At 69.3% G+C, this 23091-nt stretch carries 8 protein-coding genes and 1 riboswitch; of the genes, 3 read left to right on the top strand and 5 right to left on the bottom strand.

Annotated features, from left to right (window positions below; all coding sequences use genetic code 11):
- Window positions 1-179: 179 nt before the first annotated feature.
- Both pbpC and NX773_RS08880 read right to left on the bottom strand, forming a co-directional pair.
- Window positions 180-2285 (bottom strand): penicillin-binding protein 1C, encoded by a 2106-nt coding sequence (gene pbpC, locus NX773_RS08885; RefSeq protein ID WP_258855990.1) that lies wholly within the window; start codon window positions 2283-2285, stop codon window positions 180-182.
- Window positions 2285-8002, bottom strand: coding sequence for an alpha-2-macroglobulin family protein (locus NX773_RS08880; RefSeq protein ID WP_258855989.1), 5718 nt, complete (start codon window positions 8000-8002; stop codon window positions 2285-2287). Before NX773_RS08880 ends, pbpC begins: the two co-directional genes overlap by 1 nt.
- A gap of 368 nt (window positions 8003-8370) precedes the next feature.
- Here NX773_RS08880 and NX773_RS08875 point away from each other — a divergent pair, with 368 nt between their 5' ends.
- A complete protein-coding gene (locus NX773_RS08875) occupies window positions 8371-11271 on the top strand; it encodes a TonB-dependent receptor (protein ID WP_258855988.1) in 2901 nt (966 codons plus the stop codon).
- 227 nt (window positions 11272-11498) lie between these two features.
- On the opposite strand, the gene tldD is transcribed toward NX773_RS08875, so the two are convergent.
- Window positions 11499-12959: a metalloprotease TldD gene (gene tldD / locus NX773_RS08870; RefSeq protein ID WP_258855987.1), complete on the bottom strand. Its 1461-nt coding sequence runs from the start codon at window positions 12957-12959 to the stop codon at window positions 11499-11501.
- 244 nt (window positions 12960-13203) lie between these two features.
- Window positions 13204-13280: riboswitch (cyclic di-GMP riboswitch) on the top strand.
- A gap of 39 nt (window positions 13281-13319) precedes the next feature.
- Between tldD and NX773_RS08865 the strand changes: the two genes are divergently transcribed.
- Entirely contained in the window at window positions 13320-14981 is a 1662-nt protein-coding gene (locus tag NX773_RS08865) for a VCBS domain-containing protein (protein WP_258855985.1), read from the top strand.
- A 134-nt stretch (window positions 14982-15115) separates the two neighbouring features.
- Here the strand turns inward: NX773_RS08865 and NX773_RS08860 are convergent, their stop codons facing one another.
- Entirely contained in the window at window positions 15116-15913 is a 798-nt protein-coding gene (locus NX773_RS08860) for a carbon-nitrogen hydrolase family protein (protein WP_258855984.1), read from the bottom strand.
- On the bottom strand, window positions 15910-20097 hold the full coding sequence (locus tag NX773_RS08855) for a YhdP family protein (protein WP_258855983.1): 4188 nt from the start codon (window positions 20095-20097) through the stop codon (window positions 15910-15912). The genes NX773_RS08860 and NX773_RS08855 overlap by 4 nt, the downstream gene beginning before the upstream one ends.
- A 168-nt stretch (window positions 20098-20265) precedes the next feature.
- On the opposite strand from NX773_RS08855, the gene glnE reads away from it, so the two are divergent.
- Window positions 20266-22995, top strand: coding sequence for a bifunctional [glutamate--ammonia ligase]-adenylyl-L-tyrosine phosphorylase/[glutamate--ammonia-ligase] adenylyltransferase (glnE, locus tag NX773_RS08850; protein ID WP_258855982.1), 2730 nt, complete (start codon window positions 20266-20268; stop codon window positions 22993-22995).
- Window positions 22996-23091 lie beyond the last annotated feature (96 nt).

Below are 23091 nucleotides of genomic sequence, written 5' to 3'. Positions count from 1 at the left end.
TCTTGCGTCGGACTTGTTCGTGCTGCTGAGCGTGAACCTGCCGTTACTCCACCGCCGGTCGGCTGGAATGGCTAAAGTAAAAGTAGCAGGTAAAGACGTAAAAGCGCATTGGATAGTTCCGGTAGTTCAAACGACTATACCCCCAAGTCGCGCAGCTTGGCAAGCCCCGTCGCGCCAACTCATGGTCCGCCGCCTCTGGCCTGCCCGCGCACCTCGAAGCGGGCGGCCGCGCGCGCCCGGCCCTGCTCGTCCACCAGTTCGAGCAGGTGCTCGCCCAAACGCGGCTGCCAAGCGAGCTGGCGGCCGGCCGGGCCCAGCGTTTCGCCGTCGAGCCTGAACCACAGTCCCTGCCCCGCCTGCGCCTGCAGCATCACGCGCTCGCTCGCGGCCGGAATGTCGGGATCGGCGGCGAGGATGCTGCCGTCCACCGGGTACACGATCGCGGCGCTGCGCTCGGCCGGCGCGACCAGTTCGACCAGCGCCGTGTCGGTGCCCGCCATGAACCATTCCAGGCGCGGCGGCTCGACCGCGGGGCGGAACGCCACCTCGCGCCGCACCAGGCCGGGCGGCGGCGCGGGCATGCGCGAAGCGCGGTCGCGGTGCAGGTAGTCCATCACGTCGCGCCAGACCGGCGCCGCGCCCGACACGCCGGACACGTCCCACATCGCATTGCCGTCGAAGTTGCCGACCCAGACGCCGACCGTGTAGCGGTCCGAGTAGCCGACGCACCAGTTGTCGCGCATGTCCTTGCTGGTGCCGGTCTTGACCGCGCTCCAGAAGCCGGTGGCCAGCTCGTTTGACAGGCCGAAGGTCATGCTGCGCGCGGCGCGGTCGGCCAGGATGTCGCCGACGATGTAGCTGGCGCGCGCATCGAGCACGCGCTGCGCCGGCGCCGGGGCGCGCGGCAGCAGGGTCACCGCGCCGTGCATGCCGCCGTTGGCCAGGGTGCGGTAGGCGTTGGCCAGCGCCAGCAGGCTGACGTCGCCCGAGCCCAGCGCCAGCGAGTAGCCGTACCAGGCGCTGTCCTCGCGCAGGCTGTCCATGCCAAGCAGGCGCAGGCGTTCGTAAAAGCGGTCCAGTCCCGCCAGCATCAGGGTGCGCACCGCCGGCACGTTGAGCGAGCTGGCCAGGCTGGTGCGCACGCTCGCATAGCCCTTGAACTGGCGGTCGTAGTTCTGCGGGATGTACAGGCCGCCGGCGGTGGCCACGTCCAGCGGGCTGTCGTCCAGCAGCGAGGCGGCCGTCAGCAGCTGGCGCTCGAGGGCCAGTTCGTACAGGAAGGGCTTGAGCGTGGAGCCGGCCTGGCGCGGCGCGGTCACCCCGTCCACCTCGCTGTCGCCGGCATTGGCCACCCAGGCCAGGATCTCGCCGCTGGCGTTGTCGATCACCACGGCCGCACCCTGGTTCACGTTGCGCCCGGCCAGGGCGGCCAGGTGGCGGCGCAGCGCATCGTGCGCAAATTGCTGCAGGCCGGCGTCGAGCGTGCTGCGCACCGGGCCGGGCGCCGCGCCACCGCCGAGCGCGGCGCGCAGCGTCTGTCCGCCGCCGCGCTCCTGCGCCTGGCGGCCGAGCGCCACCTCCGCCTGCCACGCGATCGAGGCGCAGTCGTCGTCCGCGCGCAGCTCTTGCGCCAGCAGGCAGGCACGCCGCGCCACCGCGCGCACCTGGGCGGCGGGCGCGCGCAGCAGGCTGGCCAGGATCGCCGCTTCGCCGCGCGTCAGGCCCGACGGCGCCTTGCCGAACAAGCCCTGCGCCGCCGCCCCGATGCCCTGCAGTTCGCCGCGCCAGTGGACCAGGTTCAGATAAGCCTCCAGGATCTGCTGCTTGGTCCAGCTGGCCTCGATCTCGCGCGCGGCCAGCGCCTGGTCCCATTTCTGGGCCCACGACCGCCCGCCAGCGCCGGCCCGCAGCCGCGGATCGAGCAAGGCGGCCAGCTGCATGGTGATGGTCGAGGCGCCGCGCGCACGCGCGTGGAACAGGTTGTCCCATGCGGCCTGCCCGGCCGCCAGCAGGTCCACGCCGCCGTGCTCCATGAAGCGCTGGTCCTCGGCCTGCAGCACCGCCATGCCCACCGCCGGCGAGATGTCGGCCAGCGCCACCCAGGCGCCGCGGCGCACGCGCAGCTCGACGCGCACCGCTTCGACCGGCTTGCCGTGGCGGTCGAGCAGCTGCGCGTCGGAGCTGCGCCAGGCCGCCTTGACCTCGGCCGGCGACGGCACGGCGGCCGGCGCCGCGCGCGCGGCCAGCAACCCAACGAACAGAATGGCGGACAGCAGCCGTTTCATCAGCGGCCGACCGTCACCGCCGCGTTGGGCAGCTCGCCGAACATCTCGGGACTGTACATGGCCTCGACCCGCGTGGGCGGCAGGTTGAAGCGCCCTTCGTTATTGAGCCTGACGGTGTACTCGACGCTCCATTTGCCCTTGGGGACGAACTCGAAATAGGCGCGGTAGGCGTCCGCGCGGCGCTCCACGAAGGCCGGCCACACCCAGCCGCGCTGGCGCTCGCCGGACGCCGCGATCTGCGAGTCGCGCGCCAGTCCCGAGCCGAGGATGGTCGCGCTCGCGGGCACCGGGTCGTCCACCACCACCCAGGTCATGTCCGACTGCGCCTCGATGTCCAGGTGCACGCGGTAGACGTCGCCGCGCTTCCACGCGCCCTTGGCCTGCTGTTCCACCGGCGTGATGGTGCGCGCAATGCGGTAGCCAGTAGACAGCGGCGCGGCCAGCGGCACCGCCGCCAGGCTTTGCACCGTCGCCCACGGCTTGCCTTTGCCGTCGTGGCGCAGGGTCAGCTCGCCGTCGCGCTCGGGCCAGGCCTGCAGCACGCGCGCCGGCACCGCGCCGCGCCATTTGGCGGGGCTGGACCAGCCGCCGGCCAGGGTGGCGCTGCTGGCGCCAGTAACCGGCTCGGCCTCGAACCGGTTCGAGAACTTCTCCATCGCCAGCACACCCCAGGCGTTGGCCAGCGTGGTCTGCCAGTGGCCGCGGCGCTGGCGCCCCAGCGTGCCGCGCGCCAGCCGTCCCATGTCGGCTTGCCAGCGCGGATTGTCCAGCATCGCCAGCAGCAGGCGGTTGGCGTTGCCGTCGGCGGAAGCCATCAGCCACCACCAGTCGTCGTTGCGCTCGGTCGAAAAGCCCATCGTGGTGCCCTGCAGGTTCAGGCGCGCGCGCAGGATGTTCTCGGCCTGCGCCATCAGTTTGTCGCGCTCGGCGATGCCGCCGCTGCGGCGCAGGACCAGGTACCAGTCAATCACCGCCGAGGTCGGCCACAGGTTGGGCTGCACATTGAACGATTCGAGCATGTCGGGCCGCACGCCGCCGCTCCTGGACAAGGCTTCCAGCGCGGCCAGCTTGCGCACCGCGAGCTCGCCGGTGGCCAGCCCGCTGCCGCGCACCACCCGCCCCTGCACGAAGCCGCGCAGCCCTTCCTGCATGCGCTGCGCGACCTCCGCGGGAATCGCGTAACCCGCTTCGTCGGACAGCGCCAGCAGGTAGGCGGTCAGGGTGTCGCTGCCGTATTCCATCGGCGCGAAGTACTTGGCCAGGCCGTCCGCGTCGAGCAGCGCCGGCAGCGAGGCCACCACTTCCTTCCAGCGTGCCGCGTCGCGCAGCGCCACCGCCTGCGAGGCGCGCTGCTCCAGGCAGCTGTACGGATAGGCCGCCATGAAGTCGCGCACCCCGGGCATGGCGCCAGCCAGCCTGGGGCTGAAGGTGGTCTGCACGCCGCCATGTCCGGGCAATGCGCCGGCCGGCCGCGCCACCTTGATCGTGGCCGCGCCGTCCAGCCGCACCAGCGTGGCCTGCAGCGTGCGCACCGGCACCGCGGCCTGTACGGTCTGGGCGATGCGCAGCCTGTCTTGTGCGCCGGGCGCACTGGCCTGAACCTCCCACTGCAGCGCGGCGGCCTGCGGCACCGCGTAGTCCCAGCCGATCTCCTGCGCCTGGCCGGGCGCGAGCTGCACCTCCTGTGGCGGCAGCGCTTGCGCGCTCGCGCGGTCGGCCGCCACCTTCGCCTGCAACCGCACGCTCATCGGCGTGGCGGAGGTGTTACGTACGGTGAAACCGGCGCGCAGGCGGTCGCCTTCACGCACCAGGTTGGGCAGCCCCGACAGCAGCATCAGGTCCTGCGTGCTGCGCACCACGGTGTGCCCGGTGCCGAACAGGCCGGCGCCGGCGCTGGCGATGGCCACGATCCGGAAACTGGTCAGCGAATCGTTGAGCGGGACCTCGACGTGCGCGCTGCCCTCGGCGTCCAGCGCCACCTTGCCGCGCCACAGCAGCAGTGTCTCGAACAGCTCGCGCGTCTGGCCGCGCCCGCCGCCGCCGCCGTGGGCGACGGCCTTGCGGCCGAAGTGGCGCTTGCCGACCACCTGCATCTGCGCGGTCGCGGTGCGCACCTGCAGGCCGCGCTGGGCCATCATCGTCTCGAGCAGGTTCCAGCTGTCGTTGGGCATGAGCTCGAGCAGGCCCTCGTCCACTGCCGCCAGCGCCACCTCGGCGCTGGCGGGCAGCGCGCCGCCATCGGCCCGCGCCACCTTGACCCGCACGCTGGCGCGCTCGCGCACCTTGTACACCGGCTTGTCGGCATCGACACGCACCGTCAGTTCGTGCGCGGCCCAGCCCACCCGCACGGGCGCGATGCCGAGCTTGTACGCGGGCTTGCCCAGATCGACCAGCGCCGTGGGCGGCACGCTGGCCACACGCCCGCGCACCAGCATGACCGACACGAACACGTTGGGCGCATAACTTCCCTTGATGGGAATGGCGACCACCGGGTCACGCCCGGACACATGCCGTACATAGGTGTCGAGGATGCCCTCGCGCTCCACCGTCACCAGCGCGGTGGCTTCGCGGAACGGGCTGCGCACCTGGAAGCGCGCCTCGGCCCCGGGTTCGTAGCGGTTCTTCTCGGGCAGCAGGTCGATGCGGTCGTTGTCGGTGACCTGGAACCACGTGTTCTCGCGCCCGGCCACCCACACGTCGTGCGAGGTGACGCTGGCGCGCCCGGCCTCGTCCTGGGTGCGTGCGCGCAGGATCAGGTTGCCCTCGTCCGGCGCCTTGACCTGGCACAGCAAGAGGCCATGGCTGTCGGTGGCGCCTTCGCAGGCCGGACCGAGGCGCTTGATCTCGGCCGCATTTTCGTAGGCGTAGAAGCCGCCCACCAGGCGGCGCCGATGCGAATAGGTGGCGCGCTTGAAAAAGTCGACGGCGACCTGCGCGCCCGGCACCGGGCGTCCTGCCACGTCGAGCACGGCCACCTGGAAGCGCAGCGCGTCGCGCGAGAGCATCCAGCCATCCGGCTTGATGCCCACCACATAACGCGACGGCCACAACGGCACGCGGGTGGACACCGTCTGGGTCACGCCGTTGGCGTCCTGGTAGGACAATTCGGCCAGCAGCGCCTTGGGCTCGTCGCCGCGCGCGAGCCGGTCCACCACGACACGCGCGCCACCCGCGCGATCGAGCACCAACTGCCGCGTTTGCGCGGCGCCCCTGGCCGCCCCTTCCTGTTCCTCGCCGCTCCACTGGCCTTCGTCATCGTCGAAGGAAGCGCCCTGCTTGACCATGCCCTCCTTGACGTCACCGGCGGCAAACCGGAAGTCTTCGTAGTCATCGAAACTCACGTTGCGGTCCTCCACCACGGTGCGCAGCGTGGCGGGCGCGCCGCTGGCCGGGCCGCCGGCCAGGTAGCTGACCTGCACGTTCAGCTCGACCCGCTCCGCCGCCACCGCCGGCTCCTTCGGTCCTTCCAGCACGGCGCGCATGGTCGGCACGCGGAACTGCTCCACGCGGAAGCTGCCCGATGGCTGGCCCGCGATCATCACCTCGTACACGCCCAGTCTGGCCTCGGCCGGAATCTTCCACTGGCCCTCTGCATTGCCGTTTGCGTCCCACGCGATGGGCAGCGTCACCTTGGCGTCGCTGCCCTGGTGCACCAGCATCACCTGGCGCGGCAGCGCGCTCGGCTCGGCGATCTGCTGGCCGGTGCGCCAGTCGGTGCGCGGGCGCGGCGGCGCGTCGCCGGCCCCGACCAGCGCAAAGCCTTCGCCGGTGCGGCGGCGCAGGAAGTGCTTCATGTGCACCGTTTCGCCGGCACGCAGCAGCGAGCGGTCGAACACGGTGGCAATGCTGCGCGAGTCGTCCAGCAGGTCGCCCTCGGGCAGGTGGAAGCGCCAGGTTTCGATCCCGCGGTTCCAGTCCGACAGCGTGAAGGTGAAATCGTCGCCCTTGCGCGCGCTGACGAAATACGCGCGGTTGCCCTTGCAGGCCGACTCCGGCAGCTCGGCACCGATGCGCGCCAGGCCCTGCGCGTCGCTGGTTCCGCTCCACAGCAGTTTGGCCGCGCAATCGCGCACCTCGACCTGCGCGCCCATCACCGGCAGTCCCTTGTCGAGCGAGGTCACCCACACCAGGGACGACTGCGCGCCGTGCTTGAAGTGGGCGGCCAGGTTGGTCACCAGCGCGGCGCTGTGCACATAGGCGGCCTTGCCGTGGGCGTTGAGGGCCGCGCCCAACCGCGGGCTGGCCAGCTCGACCACGTAGAAGCCGGGCCGGCGCAGCGGAATGCCGATCACCTCGAACGCACGGCGGCCATTGGGCTTGGGCAGTGTGAATTTGCGCGCCCCGGACTCGTCCGCCAGCAGCGGGCGCTCCAGTTCGTCGGCGTACTGAAAGCCGAAGCTCCAGTCGTCGCTGCGCCCGCCCGCGAGTTTCTTCAGCCAGCCGATGACCTCGTTTTCCTGCCCCGCGCCCATGCGCACGCTGGCGCCGCTGCCCTGCAGCCGCCCGGCGAGCGCCGGTTCGACGTTGCGCACGGTAACCGGCAGCATGCGGTCGCCACGCGCTTCGACAATGCCGAACGGCGCGGCGAACTTGACCAGCGGCGGCTGCTCGTCGATCCGCACCGGCATCGGAAAGCGCGCCTGGTTGACCAGGGCGCGGCCGGCGTCGTCCTTCAGGCCGGCGGGCAGGTGCAGCGACAGGTTGGCGCCGGCCGGAAACGGGCCGGGAAAATCGACTGCGCTCACGAATTGCGCCTTGGCTTCGTCGGTTCCGATGCGGGCACGGTAGCGTTTGCCGTCCGGCCCCAGCAGGTAGGCGGCGGCCGCGTCGGACGCGCGCACCGGCGCCGAGAACGCCAGCCGCACCGGCAGGAAGGGAATGCAGCCGCCCTTGGCGCGCACCCGTTCGCAGCTCATCCTGGCGCTGAAATCCGATCGCGTGCGAAACGCCAGCTTTTGCTCGACGTCCGTGGCGATCCCGTTGCCGGCGCGGATGCCCGGGCCCCAGACCAGCGCCACTTCCTTGTCCGCCGGCAGCGCCCGCTGGCATTGCAATACCACCACCGGCAACTGCTCGGCCCGATGTGAACGCAAGGGCGTGCGCGCGCGCCACACCACGCCCCTGGCCTTGAAATAGATGGTCAGGTAGCGGTCCACGAAGTCGCGCCGCAGCGCGAGGAAACGCTCGCGTTCTTCGCCGCCCACGAGGCGTACCCCGATCCGTTCGTTGATCCCGTCGGCGCGGCACCAGGCATGCTGCTCGACGCTTTCCGGCGCCGGCTGCGCATCCAGCGCAAGGATGAACACCTGGCGCTCGTCAATGCCGAAGGCGCCTTCGCGCGGCAGGCTTTGCACGATGGCCGGCCCGCCGGTGTTCAGCGAAAAGACCTGCTCGCCGCCAAGGGGCTGGCCCGCAAGGTCGCGCAGGCCGTCGCGCAGCCGAAAGCGGCATGCCACCGCGCCCGGCAGGTCGCTCTCGAAGTCGTAGCTCCAGGTGCTGCCATCGATCCAGCGCCCGTGCCCCGGTTGCGGGCAGTCGGCCACGAACGGATCGGGCGCGCCCAGCGCACCGAACGGCACCATCTGGCTGGTGAAGCGGGCCGTCACCTGGCGCACCTGCTTGACCTGGCCCTGCGGGGCAAACGACGCCACCGCGGGCTCGGCCAAGGCGGCCCGGCACAGGAACATCAGGCATAACGCTTGCAGCAGCCTACGCATTGCATTCTCCTCGTAAGGGCACGGGGCCGGGGTCGGATGAGTGTTGCAAAATTGACCATACCTGTCAACAACATTGCGCCGGGTGCGCGACGCGATTCCACGACATCGGCGCGCCCCGTTGCCAATGCGGGCTGTGGCGTTCCGCAACCGGTTGCGACAAGCCCACAACGCAGCCCGTCCACCCGGGCACGCTTGAGAGATATCAGACTGCTCATTGACCCCGATGCAAAAGTCGCAGCAAGCCCCCGACCGGACTGCGCCCTGTCCTTGTGCTGGACAGGGTCGCGGCGCGCACGCATGACACCACCGGCTGGCGCGCGGATGGCGAGCCGGACAGGGATCCGACACCCCACATTTGGAGTCTGGACATGAACGAAACATTGTTATCGCGAACCCTGCGCCGCTTGTTCGCGGGCGGCGGCGTGGCCGGCCTCGCCCTGCTTGCCTTGCCCATGCAAGCCCTGGCACAGGAAACCGCGCCGCGGCCGGCGCCCGCGCCGGCGCCCGAGCAGGCGCAACCGGTCCAGCGGGTCCAGGTGACCGGCTCGCTGATCCGGCGCAGCCAGGCCGAGACCTCGCAGGAAGTGCTGACCGTGAACCGCAACGACATCGAAAAATCCGGCAAGGCAACGGTGGCCGAGCTGCTGCAGAGCCTGGCGGTGGACAACCAGGGCTCGGTGCCTAGCAGCTTCGGCAACGGTTTCGCGCCGGGCGCCTCCGGCATTTCGCTGCGCGGCATGGGCGTGGCCTCGACCCTGGTGCTGGTCAACGGGCGGCGCGTGGCGCCGTACGGGCTGTCCGACGACGGCCAGAAGCAGTTCACCGACCTGAACATCATCCCGGCCGACGCGGTGGACCGCATCGAGATCCTGCTCGAGGGTGCGTCCTCCACCTACGGCTCGGACGCGATCGCCGGCGTGGTCAACGTCATTCTGCGCAACTCGTTCACCGGGCACACGGTGCGCGCTTCGGACGGCATCATCGACTACTGGGACGGCGAGCAGACCACGGCCGCGTACACGATGGGCTTTGGCGACCTGGACGAAAACAAGTGGAACGGGCTGCTGTCGCTGGAATATAAAAAGCTGGACAACATCCAGTGCAAGGACCGGACCGACCGCGACTGGGTATGCCGGATCGACCTGCGCCGCTGGAATTTCTCGGCCCAGCAGGCGCTGGGGGGCACCGGCGCCATCACCGGCCCCAACGCCGCCGGCAGCGCCATCAACGGCAACGTGCGCAACCCGGCCACGCTCGACTACTTCAACCGCGGCAACCTGTCGACGGCCACCGGTTTCACCCGCTTCTTCCCGGGCGCCAATTGCGCGAACTTCACCAACCACCCGCAGGACGATCCGGGCGGCGGCTGCCTGATCGACGCGCCGCTGCGCTACTCGCAGGTGCTGCCGGTGCAGGAGAGCATCAGCCTGTACGGGCGCGGCACCTGGCAGTTCCATCCCAAGCACCAGGCGTTCACGGAGCTGCTGTACTACACCAACGCGACCGATACCTCGACCACGCCGTCCACGGTGTCGGCCAGCGAAGGCTCGCCTGCCGGCGCGGTCAGCAACGCCGGCGTGGCGCTGGGCGCCAACCATCCGGACAATCCCTACTTCGGCTCGCCCGCACGGCTGCGCTACCTGGCGGGCGACGTCGGTCCGCGCCGGACCAACATCGACTCGAACTTCATCCGCTTCATGGCCGGGCTCAAGGGCACGCTGTACGGATGGGATTACGACAGCGCGATCGTGTACTCGCACAACAACGTGTGGCAGCACCTGAACGGCTACCTGCAGCGCGACGTGGCCTTTGCCCTGCTCAACCCGACGGCCGCGAACGTGGCCGCGGCAATGGGAAACCCCGCCTACGCGGCGCTGCCGCCGGGCACCTTCTGGCGCATCGCCGAAAACGCCGGCCTGAACTCGCCGGCGGTGTACCAGGCGCTCTCGCCCACCATCCACAGCCGCGCGAGCACCGAGTTGGCGCTGGTCGACTTCAAGGCCACGCGCGACTTCGCCGGCATCCTGCCGTGGGGCGCGCTGGGCGCGGCGGTAGGCGGCGAGTTCCGCCATGAAATGAGCGAACTGAACCCGGTCACCGGCACCGAGCGCGGCAACATCATCGGCCTGGGCTTCTCCGGATACAAGGGCTCGCACAACGTGTCCGCGCTGTATGCCGAGGGCCTGGCGCCGCTGCCGTACAAGGTCGAGCTGTCGGCGGCAATGCGCTGGGACCGCTACACCGACGTGGGCAGTTCCTGGACCCCGAAGGCCGGCATCAAGTGGACGCCGCTGCGCGAATTGGCGGTGCGCGGCACCTACGCGCGCGGCTTCCGCGCGCCGGGCCCGGCGGAAAACGGCGTCGGCGGGCTGGCCGCGTTCGCCACCGCCGACGATCCGGTGCGCTGCGCGCTCGGGGTGGAGGCAGCCTGCAACCCGGCGCCGGTCGCGCTGATCACGCGCGGCAACCCGAACCTGGCGCCGGAGCACTCGAGCAGCTGGGACATCGGCGCGATCTGGGACCCGCTGCCGCGCACCAGCGTGTCGGTGGACCTGTGGCGCATCAAGCGGCGCGACGAGATCAACCAGGTGCAGGTGACCGATGCGATCGCGTCCGGTTCGGTGCTGCGCGACCCGAGCACCGCCGACCCCACGGTGCCGGGCGACCCGGGCGCGATCAGCGTGGTCGAAGGCACCTTCATCAACTCGTCGCAGTCGGTGGTCAAAGGCATCGACCTGGATGCGCGCTACGGCTTTGCCCTGCCGCAGGGCTACGGCAACGTGTCGATCGACGGCAAGCTGACCCACCTGTACCGCTGGGAGCGCACCGAACGCGACGGCACGCGGCGCGATTTCGCCGGCACGCACGGCAACTGCGACGTGACCAACTGCTCCGGCACCCCGCGCAACCGCGCCAACGTGCACCTGAACTGGGAGCGCGACAAGTGGCGCGTGACGATGACGATCAACTACCGCAGCCACTTCAAGAACGTGCTGTTCCAGGGTGACCCGGCCGGCTGCGCCAGCACCTTTGCCGACGGCGTCACGGGGGCGCCGAGCGACTGCGAGATCGCCTCGTTCACCACCTTCGACCTGACGGCGCGCTGGAAGCCGGCGCCGAAATGGGAGGTGTTCGGCTCGATCCAGAACCTGTTCGACAAACTGCCGCCGCTGGACCCGCTGACCTACGGCGCGCAGTCGTACAACCCGCTGGACTTCGAAGGTGCGCGCGGGCGCATGCTGACGCTGGGGGCGCGCTACACGTTCTGAACATCGGGCAAGAACGGAAGGCGCGGCCGCGCGACAGCTGGTTGAACGCGTGGGCAGGAAGACCTGCCCACCCTACGTGAACCGTTCTGCCAACGCCACCTGAACCGTCGCGTAGGGTGGGCAGATTCTGCCCACGCGTTCAACCACGGTCTGCACGGCCGCCCGTGCTTGCACTGCGAAAAAAAACCCGGCACGAGCCGGGTTTTGCATTCCGCGGGGGACCAGCTTTACGCCGTACCGCCCACCGTCACCTCTTCGATACGCAGGGTCGGCTGGCCCACGCCGACCGGCACGCTCTGCCCTTCCTTGCCGCACACGCCCACGCCGGAATCGAGGCGCATATCGTTGCCGATCATCGACACGCGATTGAGCACGTCCGGGCCGTTACCGATCAGGGTTGCGCCCTTGACCGGGTAGGTCACCTTGCCGTTCTCGATCATGTAGGCCTCGCTTGCCGAGAACACGAACTTGCCGTTGGTGATATCCACCTGGCCGCCGCCAAAGTTCACCGCAAACAGGCCGTTCTTGACCGACTCGATGATCTCGCGCGGGTCCTTGTCGCCGGCCAGCATGTAGGTGTTGGTCATGCGCGGCATCGGCAGGTGCGCGAACGACTCGCGGCGCGCGTTGCCGGTGACCGGCATCTTCATCAGGCGCGCGTTCATCGTGTCCTGGATGTAGCCCTTCAGGATGCCGTCCTCGATCAGCGTGGTGCACTGGGTCGGGTTGCCCTCGTCGTCCATGTTGAGCGAGCCGCGGCGGTCCTTGAGCGTGCCGTCGTCGACCACGGTCACGCCCGGCGCCGCCACGCGCTCGCCGATGCGTCCCGAGAACGCGGACGAGCCCTTGCGGTTGAAATCGCCCTCCAGCCCATGGCCGATCGCCTCGTGCAGCAGCACGCCGGGCCAGCCCGGGCCCAGCACGATGGTCATCGGACCGGCCGGGGCCGGACGCGCCTCCAGGTTGACGCAGGCCGACTTGACCGCCTCGGTCGCGTAGCGCTCCAGCACCTCGTCCGTGAAATAGCTGTAGTCGTAACGGCCACCGCCGCCGGAAGAGCCCATTTCGCGCCGCCCGTTCTGCTCGGCGATCACGGTCACCGACACGCGCACCAGCGGGCGGATGTCTGCCGCCAGCACGCCGTCGCTGCGCACCACCAGCACCACGTCGTATTCGCCAGCCAGGCCGGCCATCACCTGCACCACCCGCGGATCCTTGGCGCGCGCGATCTTCTCGACCCGCTCGAGCAGGCTGACCTTGGCGGCCGCGTCGAGCGAAGCGATCGGGTCGTGCGGCAGGTACAGCGAGCGGCCGCCGCTCGGGCGCGCGCTGGTGGCCACCTTGATGCGGCCGGTGCCGGCACGCGCGATGGTGCGGGTGGCCGCGGCCGCGTCCAGCAGGGCCGCTTCCGAAATGTCGTCCGAATAGGCAAAGGCGGTCTTTTCGCCGGAGATGGCGCGCACGCCCACGCCCTGGTCGATCGAAAAGCTGCCGCTCTTGACGATGCCTTCTTCCAGGCTCCAGCCTTCGCTCTTGGTGAACTGAAAATACAGGTCGGCGTAGTCGACCTTGTGGGTGAACATGGTTCCCAGCGTCAGCAGCAGCTTGCCTTCGTCCAGCCCGAAGGGCGACAACAGCACATCACGCGCGACCGACAGCGAGGACAGATTCGGTTCAAATGGGGTCATCTTTGGTCTTTCTCTTAACGATAGGCGCATTGTGCCATATCCGCCGCAACGCCATCGGCACGTGTCATGGCACGGTGAGACGAACTCTTCGTTAAATCCCGTGCCCGAAATTGGCCGACTATGTTGCTTTATTTCGCCATTGAAATTCCCGTGTGAAACGTTGACGTATATTCACCACAAATAGTTTCTTGTTAAAAACAAAATAAGTATTTATTCATTGATAAAAATCATTTTCAGAAAGAAAATACACGCCTGCCACACCTGCAGCGATGCGGGGCCGGAAAGCCAACGGATCTCCTCGGAGATGGCCGGGTTGCGTTCAACCAGCCGCAACCACGGCGATCATAAGGAAAACAACCAATGGCAACCCAGACGAGCGTCAAAGTCGCGACCCTCACCGGCGCGGCAAAAGATGACCTGCTGACCAGCGCGGCAACCGGGCTGACGGAAGATAATCTCTCGGCCAAACTGAACGTACTGGACAATGATCCGGGCGCGGCGAAACTGTATTCGCTGGTTCAGAACGTATCGGCCTACAGCGCGACCGCGCAGTTCCCGCTCGCCACCAGCGCCGTGCTCGCGAGCGGCGCAACCATCACCATCAATGCCGACGGCACCGTCGGCTACGACGCCAGCGCCCTGCGCGCGTCGCTGCAAAGCTATGCCGAAGGCGAGACCTTCACCGACTCGTTCGTCTACACCGTGCGCATGGCCAACGGCGCGCTCAGCACCGCGACCGTGACTGTGAAGATCGCCGGCGCCAACGACGCGCCCACGCTGGCAACGGTGGCGGCCGTGGCGCTGCAGGACAGCGCCGCCGACGACACCCCGGCCGCGATCACCGGCACCCTTGCCGGCAGCGACGTCGACCACGGCAGCGTGCTGACCTACAGCCTGGCCGACAGCACTCAAGGCCTTGCCGGCACCTACGGCCAGCTGGTGGTGGATGCCAGGACCGGCGCGTACAGCTTCCTCGCCGACCCCGACCAGATCGACGCGCTGGCCGCTGGCGAAACCGCCAACGCCAGCTTCACCGTGGTCGCCCGCGACGAGCACGGCGCCGCATCGGCCCCGGTGACGCTGTCGTTCAACCTGGTCGGCGCCAACGACACCGCCTCGATCACCGGCAACGGCCTGGGCGCGGTTGGCGAGGACGGCACGCTGTCCGCTGCCTCGGCGCTCGCGGTGCACGACCGCGACCACGGCCAGGCGGTGTTCGCCGCAGCGCCCACGCTCGCCGGCACCTACGGCGACTTCAGCTTCGACAAGGACACCGGCGCATGGAGCTACCAGCTGCGTAATGGCGACGCCAACGTGCAGGCCCTGAACGGCGGCAAGGTGGTATCGGAGGAGATCGTGGTCACCTCGCTCGACGGCACCGCCAGCGCGACCCTGCATGTGGACGTCACCGGCGCCAACGACGCCGCAACGATCGGCGGCAGCGCCACGGGTGCGGTCGGCGAAGACGCGACGCTGGCCACGCAAGGTGTGCTGACCGTGCAGGATGCGGACGCGGGCGAAGCCGCCTTTGCCGCGCCGGCATCGCTGGCCGGCACCTACGGCGACTTCAGCTTCAACAAGGACACCGGCGAATGGAGTTACCTGCTGCGCAACGGCGACGCCAACGTGCAGGCGCTGAACGCGGGCCAGGTCGTGTTCGACAAGCTCGAGGTCAGCTCGCTCGACGGCTCGGCATCGCAAACCATCGCCGTGAGCGTGGCGGGCGCGGCCGAAGCGGCACCGACGCCGGCGCCGAACCCGGTGACCACCTTCACGGTCAACCACGGCCTGTCCGAGATCAATGGCCGCATCGTGTTCAACGGCTTTGACGGCAATGATTTGCTGGCCTACTCGAACAACTATGTCTATCTCGGCCATGGCCTGCTGGACACCAATGGCGACGGCGTGATGGACGCCAGCACCGCCACGTTCGAGTTCACCAACAATGGCGGCAAGCACTCGGTGGTCGAAGTCGTCCTGGTCGGCTACACGGCGCTGGCGGACGCGCAGGTCACGCACTGACGCGCACGCCACCAACAAGAAACCCAGGGCCGACCCCGGTTTTTTTTCGTGCGGTGAGACCGGCGGGCGGCCGTTCTTGCGCAGGTTGAACGCGTGGGCAGAAAATCTGCCCACCCTACCGGGCCATCGCCAGCTCAGAGTTTGCGGTGCTTCAGCGCCGGCAGGCTCTCGCGCACGCTGGCCAGCACCGCGGGGTCGATCTCGCCCGCCACCACGCCCTCGCCTTCGCGCAGCACCGCCTTGACCTCGCCCCACGGGTCGATCAGCATGCTGTGGCCGAAGGTGCGGCGGCCGTTCTTGTGCGTGCCGCCCTGGGCCGAGGCCAGCACGTAGCACTGGTTCTCGATCGCGCGCGCGCGCAACAGCACCTCCCAGTGCGCCATCCCGGTGGTATGGGTGAATGCGGCCGGCACCACGATCAGCGCGCACTCGCCCATCGCCCGGTACAGCTCCGGAAAGCGCAGGTCGTAGCACACCGACAGGCCGACCCGCCCGAACGGCGCCTCGAACGTGCCCACCGCTTCGCCCGGCACGATGGTGGCCGACTCGTTGTACGATTCGCTACCCTTGGTAAAGCCGAACAGGTGGATCTTGTCGTAGCGCGACACCTGCTTGCCCTGCGGGTCGTACACCAGCGTCGTGTTGAGCACTTTGCCTGGCTCCTCGGACACCAGCGGCAGCGTGCCGCCGATCAGCCAGATGCCATGCTCGCGCGCGGCCTGCGCCATGAAGCGCTGGATCGGCCCGTCCCCCGCCTGCTCGGCCTGCGCGACCTTGTCGGCGTCGCGCATGCCGATGATCGGCCAGTATTCCGGCAGCGTCACCAGCCGCGCGCCGCGCTCTGCCGCATCAAGCAGGAGGCGCGCCGCGGTGGCCAGGTTCTCGCTCACGTCGGGGGTGGATACCATCTGTACTGCGGCAACGAGCGTCATGGGGACTCCTTGTTGGTTGTGGCCTGCTGCTGGCCCTGTTCCTGGTTGCTGTCCAGGCGCGTGATGGTCGGCGACTTCCACGGCCCGGTCACCTGCAGCTGGTAGGTCAGCGCCTTCATCACCGGCGCGCGAATGAACAGCTGCGCCAGGAAGCTGCCCAGCCCGATCACCGGGTTGACCGCCAGCGCATACACCAGCGGGCCGGTGCCGAGGTTGAACTCGGGGATCACCACCACGTGCAGGTTGGTCGATTCGTTGGCGATGTCGGCCGTGCCATCCATCAGCACCGTGGCCGCCACCCCGCGCATCTTCAGATTATCCGTCTTCACCACGCCGCGCGTGATGGCGGCGTTGGCGGTGATCGCGTCGAACGCCAGCCCTTCGGCGAACACGTCATGGAAGTCCAGCTTGAGCAGGCGCGGCAGGGCCTGCAGGCTGAGCACGCCAAGCAGCTTGGCCGCGCCGGGGTCCTGCTTGAGGAACTGGCCATCCTCCACGTTCATCTGGATCTTGCCCGACAGGCTGGGGATGTCGAGCGAGTACGGCAGCCCGTTCCACGCGATGTCGCCGGACAGCTTGCCCTTGCCGTGCTTGAGCGTCTCGGGAAAGCCGAGCCGGTCCAATAGCTTGCCGGCGTCGTTGATGTCGAGCGTGAAGTTCATGCCCGTGTTGCTGTTGCCCTCGCGCGTGAGCCAGCGCCCGGTCGCGCGCAGCACGCCGTCCGGGTTGGACAGCGCCAGCCGGTCGATGCGCCACTCGCGCACGGCCGCCGCCCCCGCCGCGACGTTGCTGGCGTTGAGCTCCAGGCGCCCGAACTGCTTGTTGAACAGCTCGAAACGGTCGGCCACGATGTCCAGCGCCGGAATCGACGAGGCGTGCGGCTTGTCCGGCACCAGCAGGTCCTTGACCTCGTTGGCGGCCGACTCCGGGATCACCAGCGAGGCCAGGCGCGCGGTCACCTTGCCCAGCCCCTGGCCGGTGGGCGACTCGTCCCAGGTCAGGTAGCCGACGATCTGGCGCGCGTGGATGCTGGCCTGCCAGCTGGCCTTCTGGTGCGAGGCGCCGACCACCACGTCCACCAGCTTGCGCTCGTCGAACATCAGCTCGGAGGCGCGCGCCGCGACCGTGTCCGGCACCACGTACTGGGCAAAGCCCGACGAGGCCGGGGCGCTCGCCGTGCCGGATGCATCGGCCTTGCCGTCGCTGCCGGCCAGCTCGTTGCCAAGTGCCACCCAGCGGTCGACGTCCAGCGCCTTCATGTTCACGTTCAGCATCATGCCGCTGTCCGGCTCCGGCGCCGGCAGGTTCACGCCGATGCCGCCGCGCTTGACCAGCCACGGTCCGTGCGCCTGCTTTTCGCGCAGGTAGCGCGCCGCCACCCCGTTGCCCAGGCCGATGCGGATCTCGTCGCGCGCCACGCCGGTCTCGTTGGCCGGGCCGCCGGCCAGCACGAAGTGCAGCGGCAGCGCGTCGCCCGCCACCTTGTTCAGGGGCGCCGGCAGTTCCATGCCCAGCCCGGCCAGGTTCGAGTCCAGCGTGACCGTGTGCTGGCGGTCCTTGACCACCACCGTGCCGGTGTAGCGCGTGCTGCCCGACAAGTGACGGCCCAGCCGCTGCAGCGCCGGCTCCGGCGCGGTGCGGCGCATGCCCTCGCCGGCCAGGGTGCCGGCCAGCCGCACCACGATCGCGCCGTCGCGCTGGGTGCCGCCGGATACCGCCAGCGGCGCGCCCAGGAAGTTGCCGGACACACCGGAGAGATTGAAGCCGCGTTCGTTGAATTCGATGCGTCCGTTCGAGCCTGCCAGGGGCGGCAGTTCGGGGAACAGCGTCACCTCGTTGCCCTGCAGCGCCAGCGCGCCCTGCACCTTCGTCTCCGGCAGGTGGTCGAGCGGCATGTGCAGCTTGAGCGCCAGGCGCGCGTTGCCGGCCGCGCGCGTGTCTTCGGTGAAGTGGCCGATCCATTCGAGCACCGGGCTGGCCGCGACGTAACGCAGGAATTCCTGCAGCGGCGCGGCCGCGCTGCCGTCGATGTCGAGCATCAGTTCGGGCGCGCCCAGGTCGGGAATCACCGCCTTCACGTTCGACAGCGCCACGCCCAGCGTGCGCAGGTTGTCGCCGCGGATCTCCATGCGCGCGCGGTCGAACACGATGCTGCCGTTGATCTGCTCGGCCAGCGGCCACAGCGGGGCCTTGCCGTCCGCCGCCAGGTGTCCCGGCGCGTATTCGAGCCGGCCGTTCTCGATGCGGCCGGCGGCGCGGAACTCGCCCGCCGCGCGCTCGGCCGCGTTATCGGCGCGGAACGGGAAATGCGACAGGTCGCCGCGCAGGCGCAGCGCCGCGTTCTGCAGGGTGCCGCCCTGCAGCGCCCCGGTCAGCCACTCGCGCAGGTGCGGCGGCGTGGCCAGCGGCAGGAAGCGCCCCACCTGGTTGATCTCGAAGCCGTCCACGGTGCCAGCCAAATCGGCGTTGCCCGGGCCCTTGCCGTCGCCAAGCGGCAGCACATGGTGGCCGGACAGGGTCGCCTTCAGCTGCCCCTGCTCGGCATGCAGGCTGTCCACCTCGACCAGCAACTGGTCCTGCTGCGGATACGACCAGCGCGCCTGCAGCGCCACTTTATCGAACGGCATCGCGGGGTCGGCAAACCAGGCCGGCATGTACAGCACCAGCTTGTCCGAATCGAGCTGCACGTTGCCGCCGCGGTCGCTGGCGTCGATGCTGCCGGTCAGGTTGTCAAAGCCCGGCAGGGCCGGTTGCGCCGGCTGCGCGGGCAGCGTGCCGCTGGCCGGCTGGGCCGCACGCGCCGCCTGCGGCTTGAGCGACAGGTTGGCGACCTTGCCGCGCACCCGGTAACTGCCCAGGTTGGGATAGTGCCCCTCCCACTGCGCCGTCACATCCTGCAACTGCCCGCGCGGGGCAAAATCGGCCAGCAGCTGGCGCTGCGACGGCGCCAGCGGCAGGTCGGCGGCCAGCCTGGCCAGTGCCGCCAGGTCGAGCCTGCGCGCCTGCACCTCGGTCTGTTCCGGCTTGCCGCGCGCGGCCGGGCGCCAGGTTTCCGTCACCGTGGCCGGCGGCAGCAGCACGCCGTCGCGGGTGGCAACGGTGAAATCGGTCAGGGCCAGCGAGTGGCCGTTGGCGCCAAAGGTGGGCTTGCCGTCGCCCTCGCCCGGCTTGAGCGTTTCGGAGGCGGCCAGGCGCCCGGACACGCGCGCCAGCTCCAGCGGCGGCAGGTCCGGTCTGAGGCGCGTGGACACCCCGGCCAGCGCCACGTCGGCGGTGAACCCGGCCAGGCGCGCGTGGTCGAGGTTGATCCAGGCGCGCACCGAGCCGCGGCCGCGGTTCAGCTGGAACGGGTAATCGACGTATTGCTGCCATGCGGCCAGGTCGGTCTCGCGCATGTCGGCGTACAGCTCGCCCTTCCAGCGCGCGATGTCGGTCGGCCGCCCGAAGCTCGGATGGGTGAAGCGCGCGCGCACGTCCAGCGGCTGGCCGAGCGCGGCCGGCGGCGTGGCCTTGAGCGCGAAGCGGTGGGTATTCCAGTGGTTGACAAGCACCAGGCTGACGCCGGACAAGGCCAGCTCGGGCGCGCCGCGCGCCTCGTCGGTCCAGTGCAGGCGGCCTTCGCGTATCACGATCTCGCGCTGGCGGAACAGCCAGTCCGGCCCGCTTGGCGCGCCCGGCTTGCCCTGCTCCAGGCGCACCCCGGCCACGAACAGCGTGCCGTCGGGCGTGCGCCGCACGTCCAGCTCGGGCCGGATCAGCTCCAGCGACTCGAAGCGCGGTTCGGCCGCGATCACGCTCCACCACGACAGCGTGGCCGACACCGACGGCAGCGCCAGCAGCTGCCGGCCCTGGCGGTCATGCAGCGACACGTCGCCCAGGAACAGGTTCGGATGCAGCCCGTGCCACGATGCATACAGGCGCGAGATGGTGACCTGGTTGCCCAGCACCCGGCTGGCGGCGCGCTCGACATCGGGCTTGTAATAGTCGATGTTGGGCAGCACCGCATAGCGCAGGAACAGGAACAGCGCGGTGAACACGAAGTACACCAGCAGCACCAGCTTGAGCGTGAAGCCCAGCACGTGGTGCGACGCGCGGTTCGCATAGCGGTACGCCGCGCGCAACCGGCGCCAGCGCTCGGCGAGCGGCAAGTGCTCGTGCGCTGTCTGCGGGTCCGGATTGTGCATCAGGTTGCTAATAAAAAGGCTCGCCGTTTAATAATTCCTGAATAAGAGAGCGCTTGCAACATTCGCGGCGTCTACCTTACCATCATGCTGACCCCAGCCAGCATGGCGGGCAATTCTACCGCATAGCACGCCTGCCGGAACGCATTGTTTTACACTTCAGGCCCACCCATGAATGTTCCATCACCGGCGTGCGCGTCGCGCTTTTATCAACGCTGGCTCGCCGCTGATCCGGCACGGGGGACGCAAGTCGCTCAGCTGGCCCAATTATCGCTGGCTTCCCTCGATTTCGGCGCGGTATTGAAGCCCGATCTTGCGGCCGGCCTGTCGCTGGTGCGGGCGATGCGCCGCCTGCGCAATTTGTTACTTTCCGCAATCATCCAGCGCGACCTGGAGGGCCAGGCCGACCTGGACGAAGTGGTCACCGCGATCACCCGCTTTGCCGATTTCGCCATCCAGGCCCACCTGGCCGAACTAATGGACGACATGGTGGCCGCACACGGCCAGCCGGTGGGCGAGGAATCCGGGCGGCCCCAGCAAATGATGGTGCTGGCCATGGGCAAACAGGGCGGGTTCGAGCTCAATGTGTCGTCCGACATCGACCTGATCTTCGTCTATCCCGAAGACGGCGAGACCGCCGCCGGCCCCGGCCAGCGCCAGCTGTCCAACCACGAGTTCTTCGTGCGCCTGGGGCGCAAGCTGATCGCGGCGCTGTCCGAAATCACCGAGGATGGCTTCACCTTCCGGGTGGACATGGCGCTGCGCCCGAACGGCAAGTCCGGGCCGCTGGCGGCCAGCCTGGCCATGGTCGAGGAATACCTGGTGGTGCAGGGCCGCGAGTGGGAACGCTACGCCTGGGTCAAGGCGCGCGCCGTCACGGGCGACGCTGCCGACATCGCGGCGCTGGACGCCATCGTCCGTCCGTTCTGCTACCGGCGCTATCTGGACTTCGGCGTGATCGATGCGATCCGCAACATGCATGCCCAGATCCGCGCCGAGGTCGGCCGCCAGGAACGCCTGCACCCGGAGCGCAGCAACAACGTCAAGCTCGGCCGCGGCGGCATCCGCGAGATCGAGTTCCTGGCCCAGGTGTTCCAGCTGATCCGCGGCGGGCGCGACCCGGCCCTGCGCGAGCGCTCCACCCGCGCCACGCTGCGCCTGCTGGCCGAGCGCGAGCTGATGCCGAAGGAAGCGGTCGACGGCCTGCTGGCAGCCTACACCTTCCTGCGCAACCTCGAGCACCGGCTGCAATACCTGGAAGACGCCCAGACCCACAGCCTGCCCGCCAATCCGGACGACCAGCTGGTGGTGGCGCGCATGATGGGCATGCCCGACACCGCCGCCCTGCTGGCCGCGCTGGAGCGCCAGCGCGCGTTCGTGGCCGCCCAGTTCGACGACATGTTCGCCGATCCCGAGCCCAGCGCGGCGGAAACGCCCGAGGCCGCCGTGGTGATGGGCGAAGCGGCCGACCGCGACGCCATCGCGCAGCACCTGGCCACGCTCGGCTTTGGCGCGCCGCAGGATGCGGCCCAGCGCCTGGCCGGCACGCTGCAGTCGCCGCGCCTGCAGGCCCTGCCCGAGGCCAGCCGCAACCGGCTCGCCAGCCTGGTCAACGCCGCCCTGCCCCAGGTGGTGGCGGTGGTGCGCGAGGCCGGCGTGGGCGTCGATACCGCCACTCTCGGCCGCCTGCTCGACTTCTTCGAGGCCATCGCGCGCCGCTCGGCCTACCTGTCGCTCCTGACCGAGTACCCGCACACGCTCGAGCGCGTGATCCGCATGTTCAACGCCAGCGGCTGGGCCGCGACCTTCCTCACCCAGCACCCGATCCTGCTCGACGAGCTGCTCGACGACCGCGGCGGCGCCGCCGACGAGATCCCGCTGCTGGCCGCGCGCCTGGACGCCGAGCTGGAAGGCGCGCTGGGCGACACCGAGCGCCAGCTCGACATCCTGCGCGAAACCCACCACGCCCAGCTGTTCCGCCTGCTGGCGCTGGACCTGGCCGGCGAGCTGTCGGTCGAACGTCTGGCCGACCACCTGTCGGCGCTGGCCGACGCCATCGTCGCCGCCGTCGTCAAATGGGCCTGGCGCACCATCGCCACACGCCACCGCGAGGAACCGGCGTTTGCCGTGATCGCCTACGGCAAGCTGGGCGGCAAAGAGCTGGGCTACGTGTCCGACCTGGACGTGATCTTCCTGTTCGACGACGACGACCAGGACGCTCCGGGCAACTACGCCAAGCTGGCGCAGCGCTTCATCACCTGGATGACCAGCCACACCCCGGCCGGCATCCTGTTCGACATCGACACCGCGCTGCGCCCGGACGGCGCCTCCGGCATGCTGGTGTCCTCGGTCGGCGCGTTCGAGCGCTACCAGGACAAGTCGGCCTGGGTGTGGGAGCACCAGGCGCTGACCCGGGCGCGCTTTTGCGCCGGCGAACCGGCCATCGGCGCGCGCTTCGAGGCGATCCGTGAGAGCGTGCTGCGCCAGGACAGGAGCTTGCGCGAGGCCGAATTGCGCGAGGAAGTGCGCAAGATGCGCCAGCGCATCCACGACGCCCACCCCAACCCCAGCGCCCTGTTCGACCTCAAGCATGACGCCGGCGGCATGATCGACATCGAGTTCATGGTCCAGTACCTGGTGCTGCGCCATGCGCACCAGCACCCGCAACTGACGGCAAATTCTGGCAACATCGCGCTTTTGCGCCTTTGCGGCGACCTTGGCCTGGTCGATGCCGCGCTCGCGGCAGCCTGTGCCGATGCCTACCGCGCGCTGCGCCGGCTGCAGCACCAGGTGCGGCTGCAAGGGCAGGACAACGCCCGCGTCGAGCCGTCCCTGGTGGCCGGCCACGCCGCCGCCGTGGTGGCGCTGTGGCGCCAGTGCCTGGGCGAATCGGCCGCCTGAATCCCCGCTCCGGGATGTGCTGGCCGGAACTGTTGTTTTCCGGCCATCAAAACTTGCCAATTTGTTGACAGGGGTCAATACGTGATGATCTGATAC

It is taken from the genome of Massilia solisilvae (assembly GCF_024753215.1).
GTDB lineage: Bacteria > Pseudomonadota > Gammaproteobacteria > Burkholderiales > Burkholderiaceae_D > Telluria > Telluria solisilvae.
This window is presented reverse-complemented; position numbering and strand designations above follow the sequence as displayed.

Excerpts from the sequence above, each read along its gene's own strand:
- pbpC (WP_258855990.1), bottom strand. The coding sequence starts at position 2,285 with ATGAAACGGCTGCTGTCCGCCATTCTGTTCGTTGGGTTGCTGGCCGCG.
- NX773_RS08880 (WP_258855989.1), bottom strand. The coding sequence starts at position 8,002 with ATGCGTAGGCTGCTGCAAGCGTTATGCCTGATGTTCCTGTGCCGGGCC.
- NX773_RS08875 (WP_258855988.1), top strand. The coding sequence starts at position 8,371 with ATGAACGAAACATTGTTATCGCGAACCCTGCGCCGCTTGTTCGCGGGC.
- tldD (WP_258855987.1), bottom strand. The coding sequence starts at position 12,959 with ATGACCCCATTTGAACCGAATCTGTCCTCGCTGTCGGTCGCGCGTGAT.
- NX773_RS08865 (WP_258855985.1), top strand. The coding sequence starts at position 13,320 with ATGGCAACCCAGACGAGCGTCAAAGTCGCGACCCTCACCGGCGCGGCA.
- NX773_RS08860 (WP_258855984.1), bottom strand. The coding sequence starts at position 15,913 with ATGACGCTCGTTGCCGCAGTACAGATGGTATCCACCCCCGACGTGAGC.
- NX773_RS08855 (WP_258855983.1), bottom strand. The coding sequence starts at position 20,097 with ATGCACAATCCGGACCCGCAGACAGCGCACGAGCACTTGCCGCTCGCC.
- glnE (WP_258855982.1), top strand. The coding sequence starts at position 20,266 with ATGAATGTTCCATCACCGGCGTGCGCGTCGCGCTTTTATCAACGCTGG.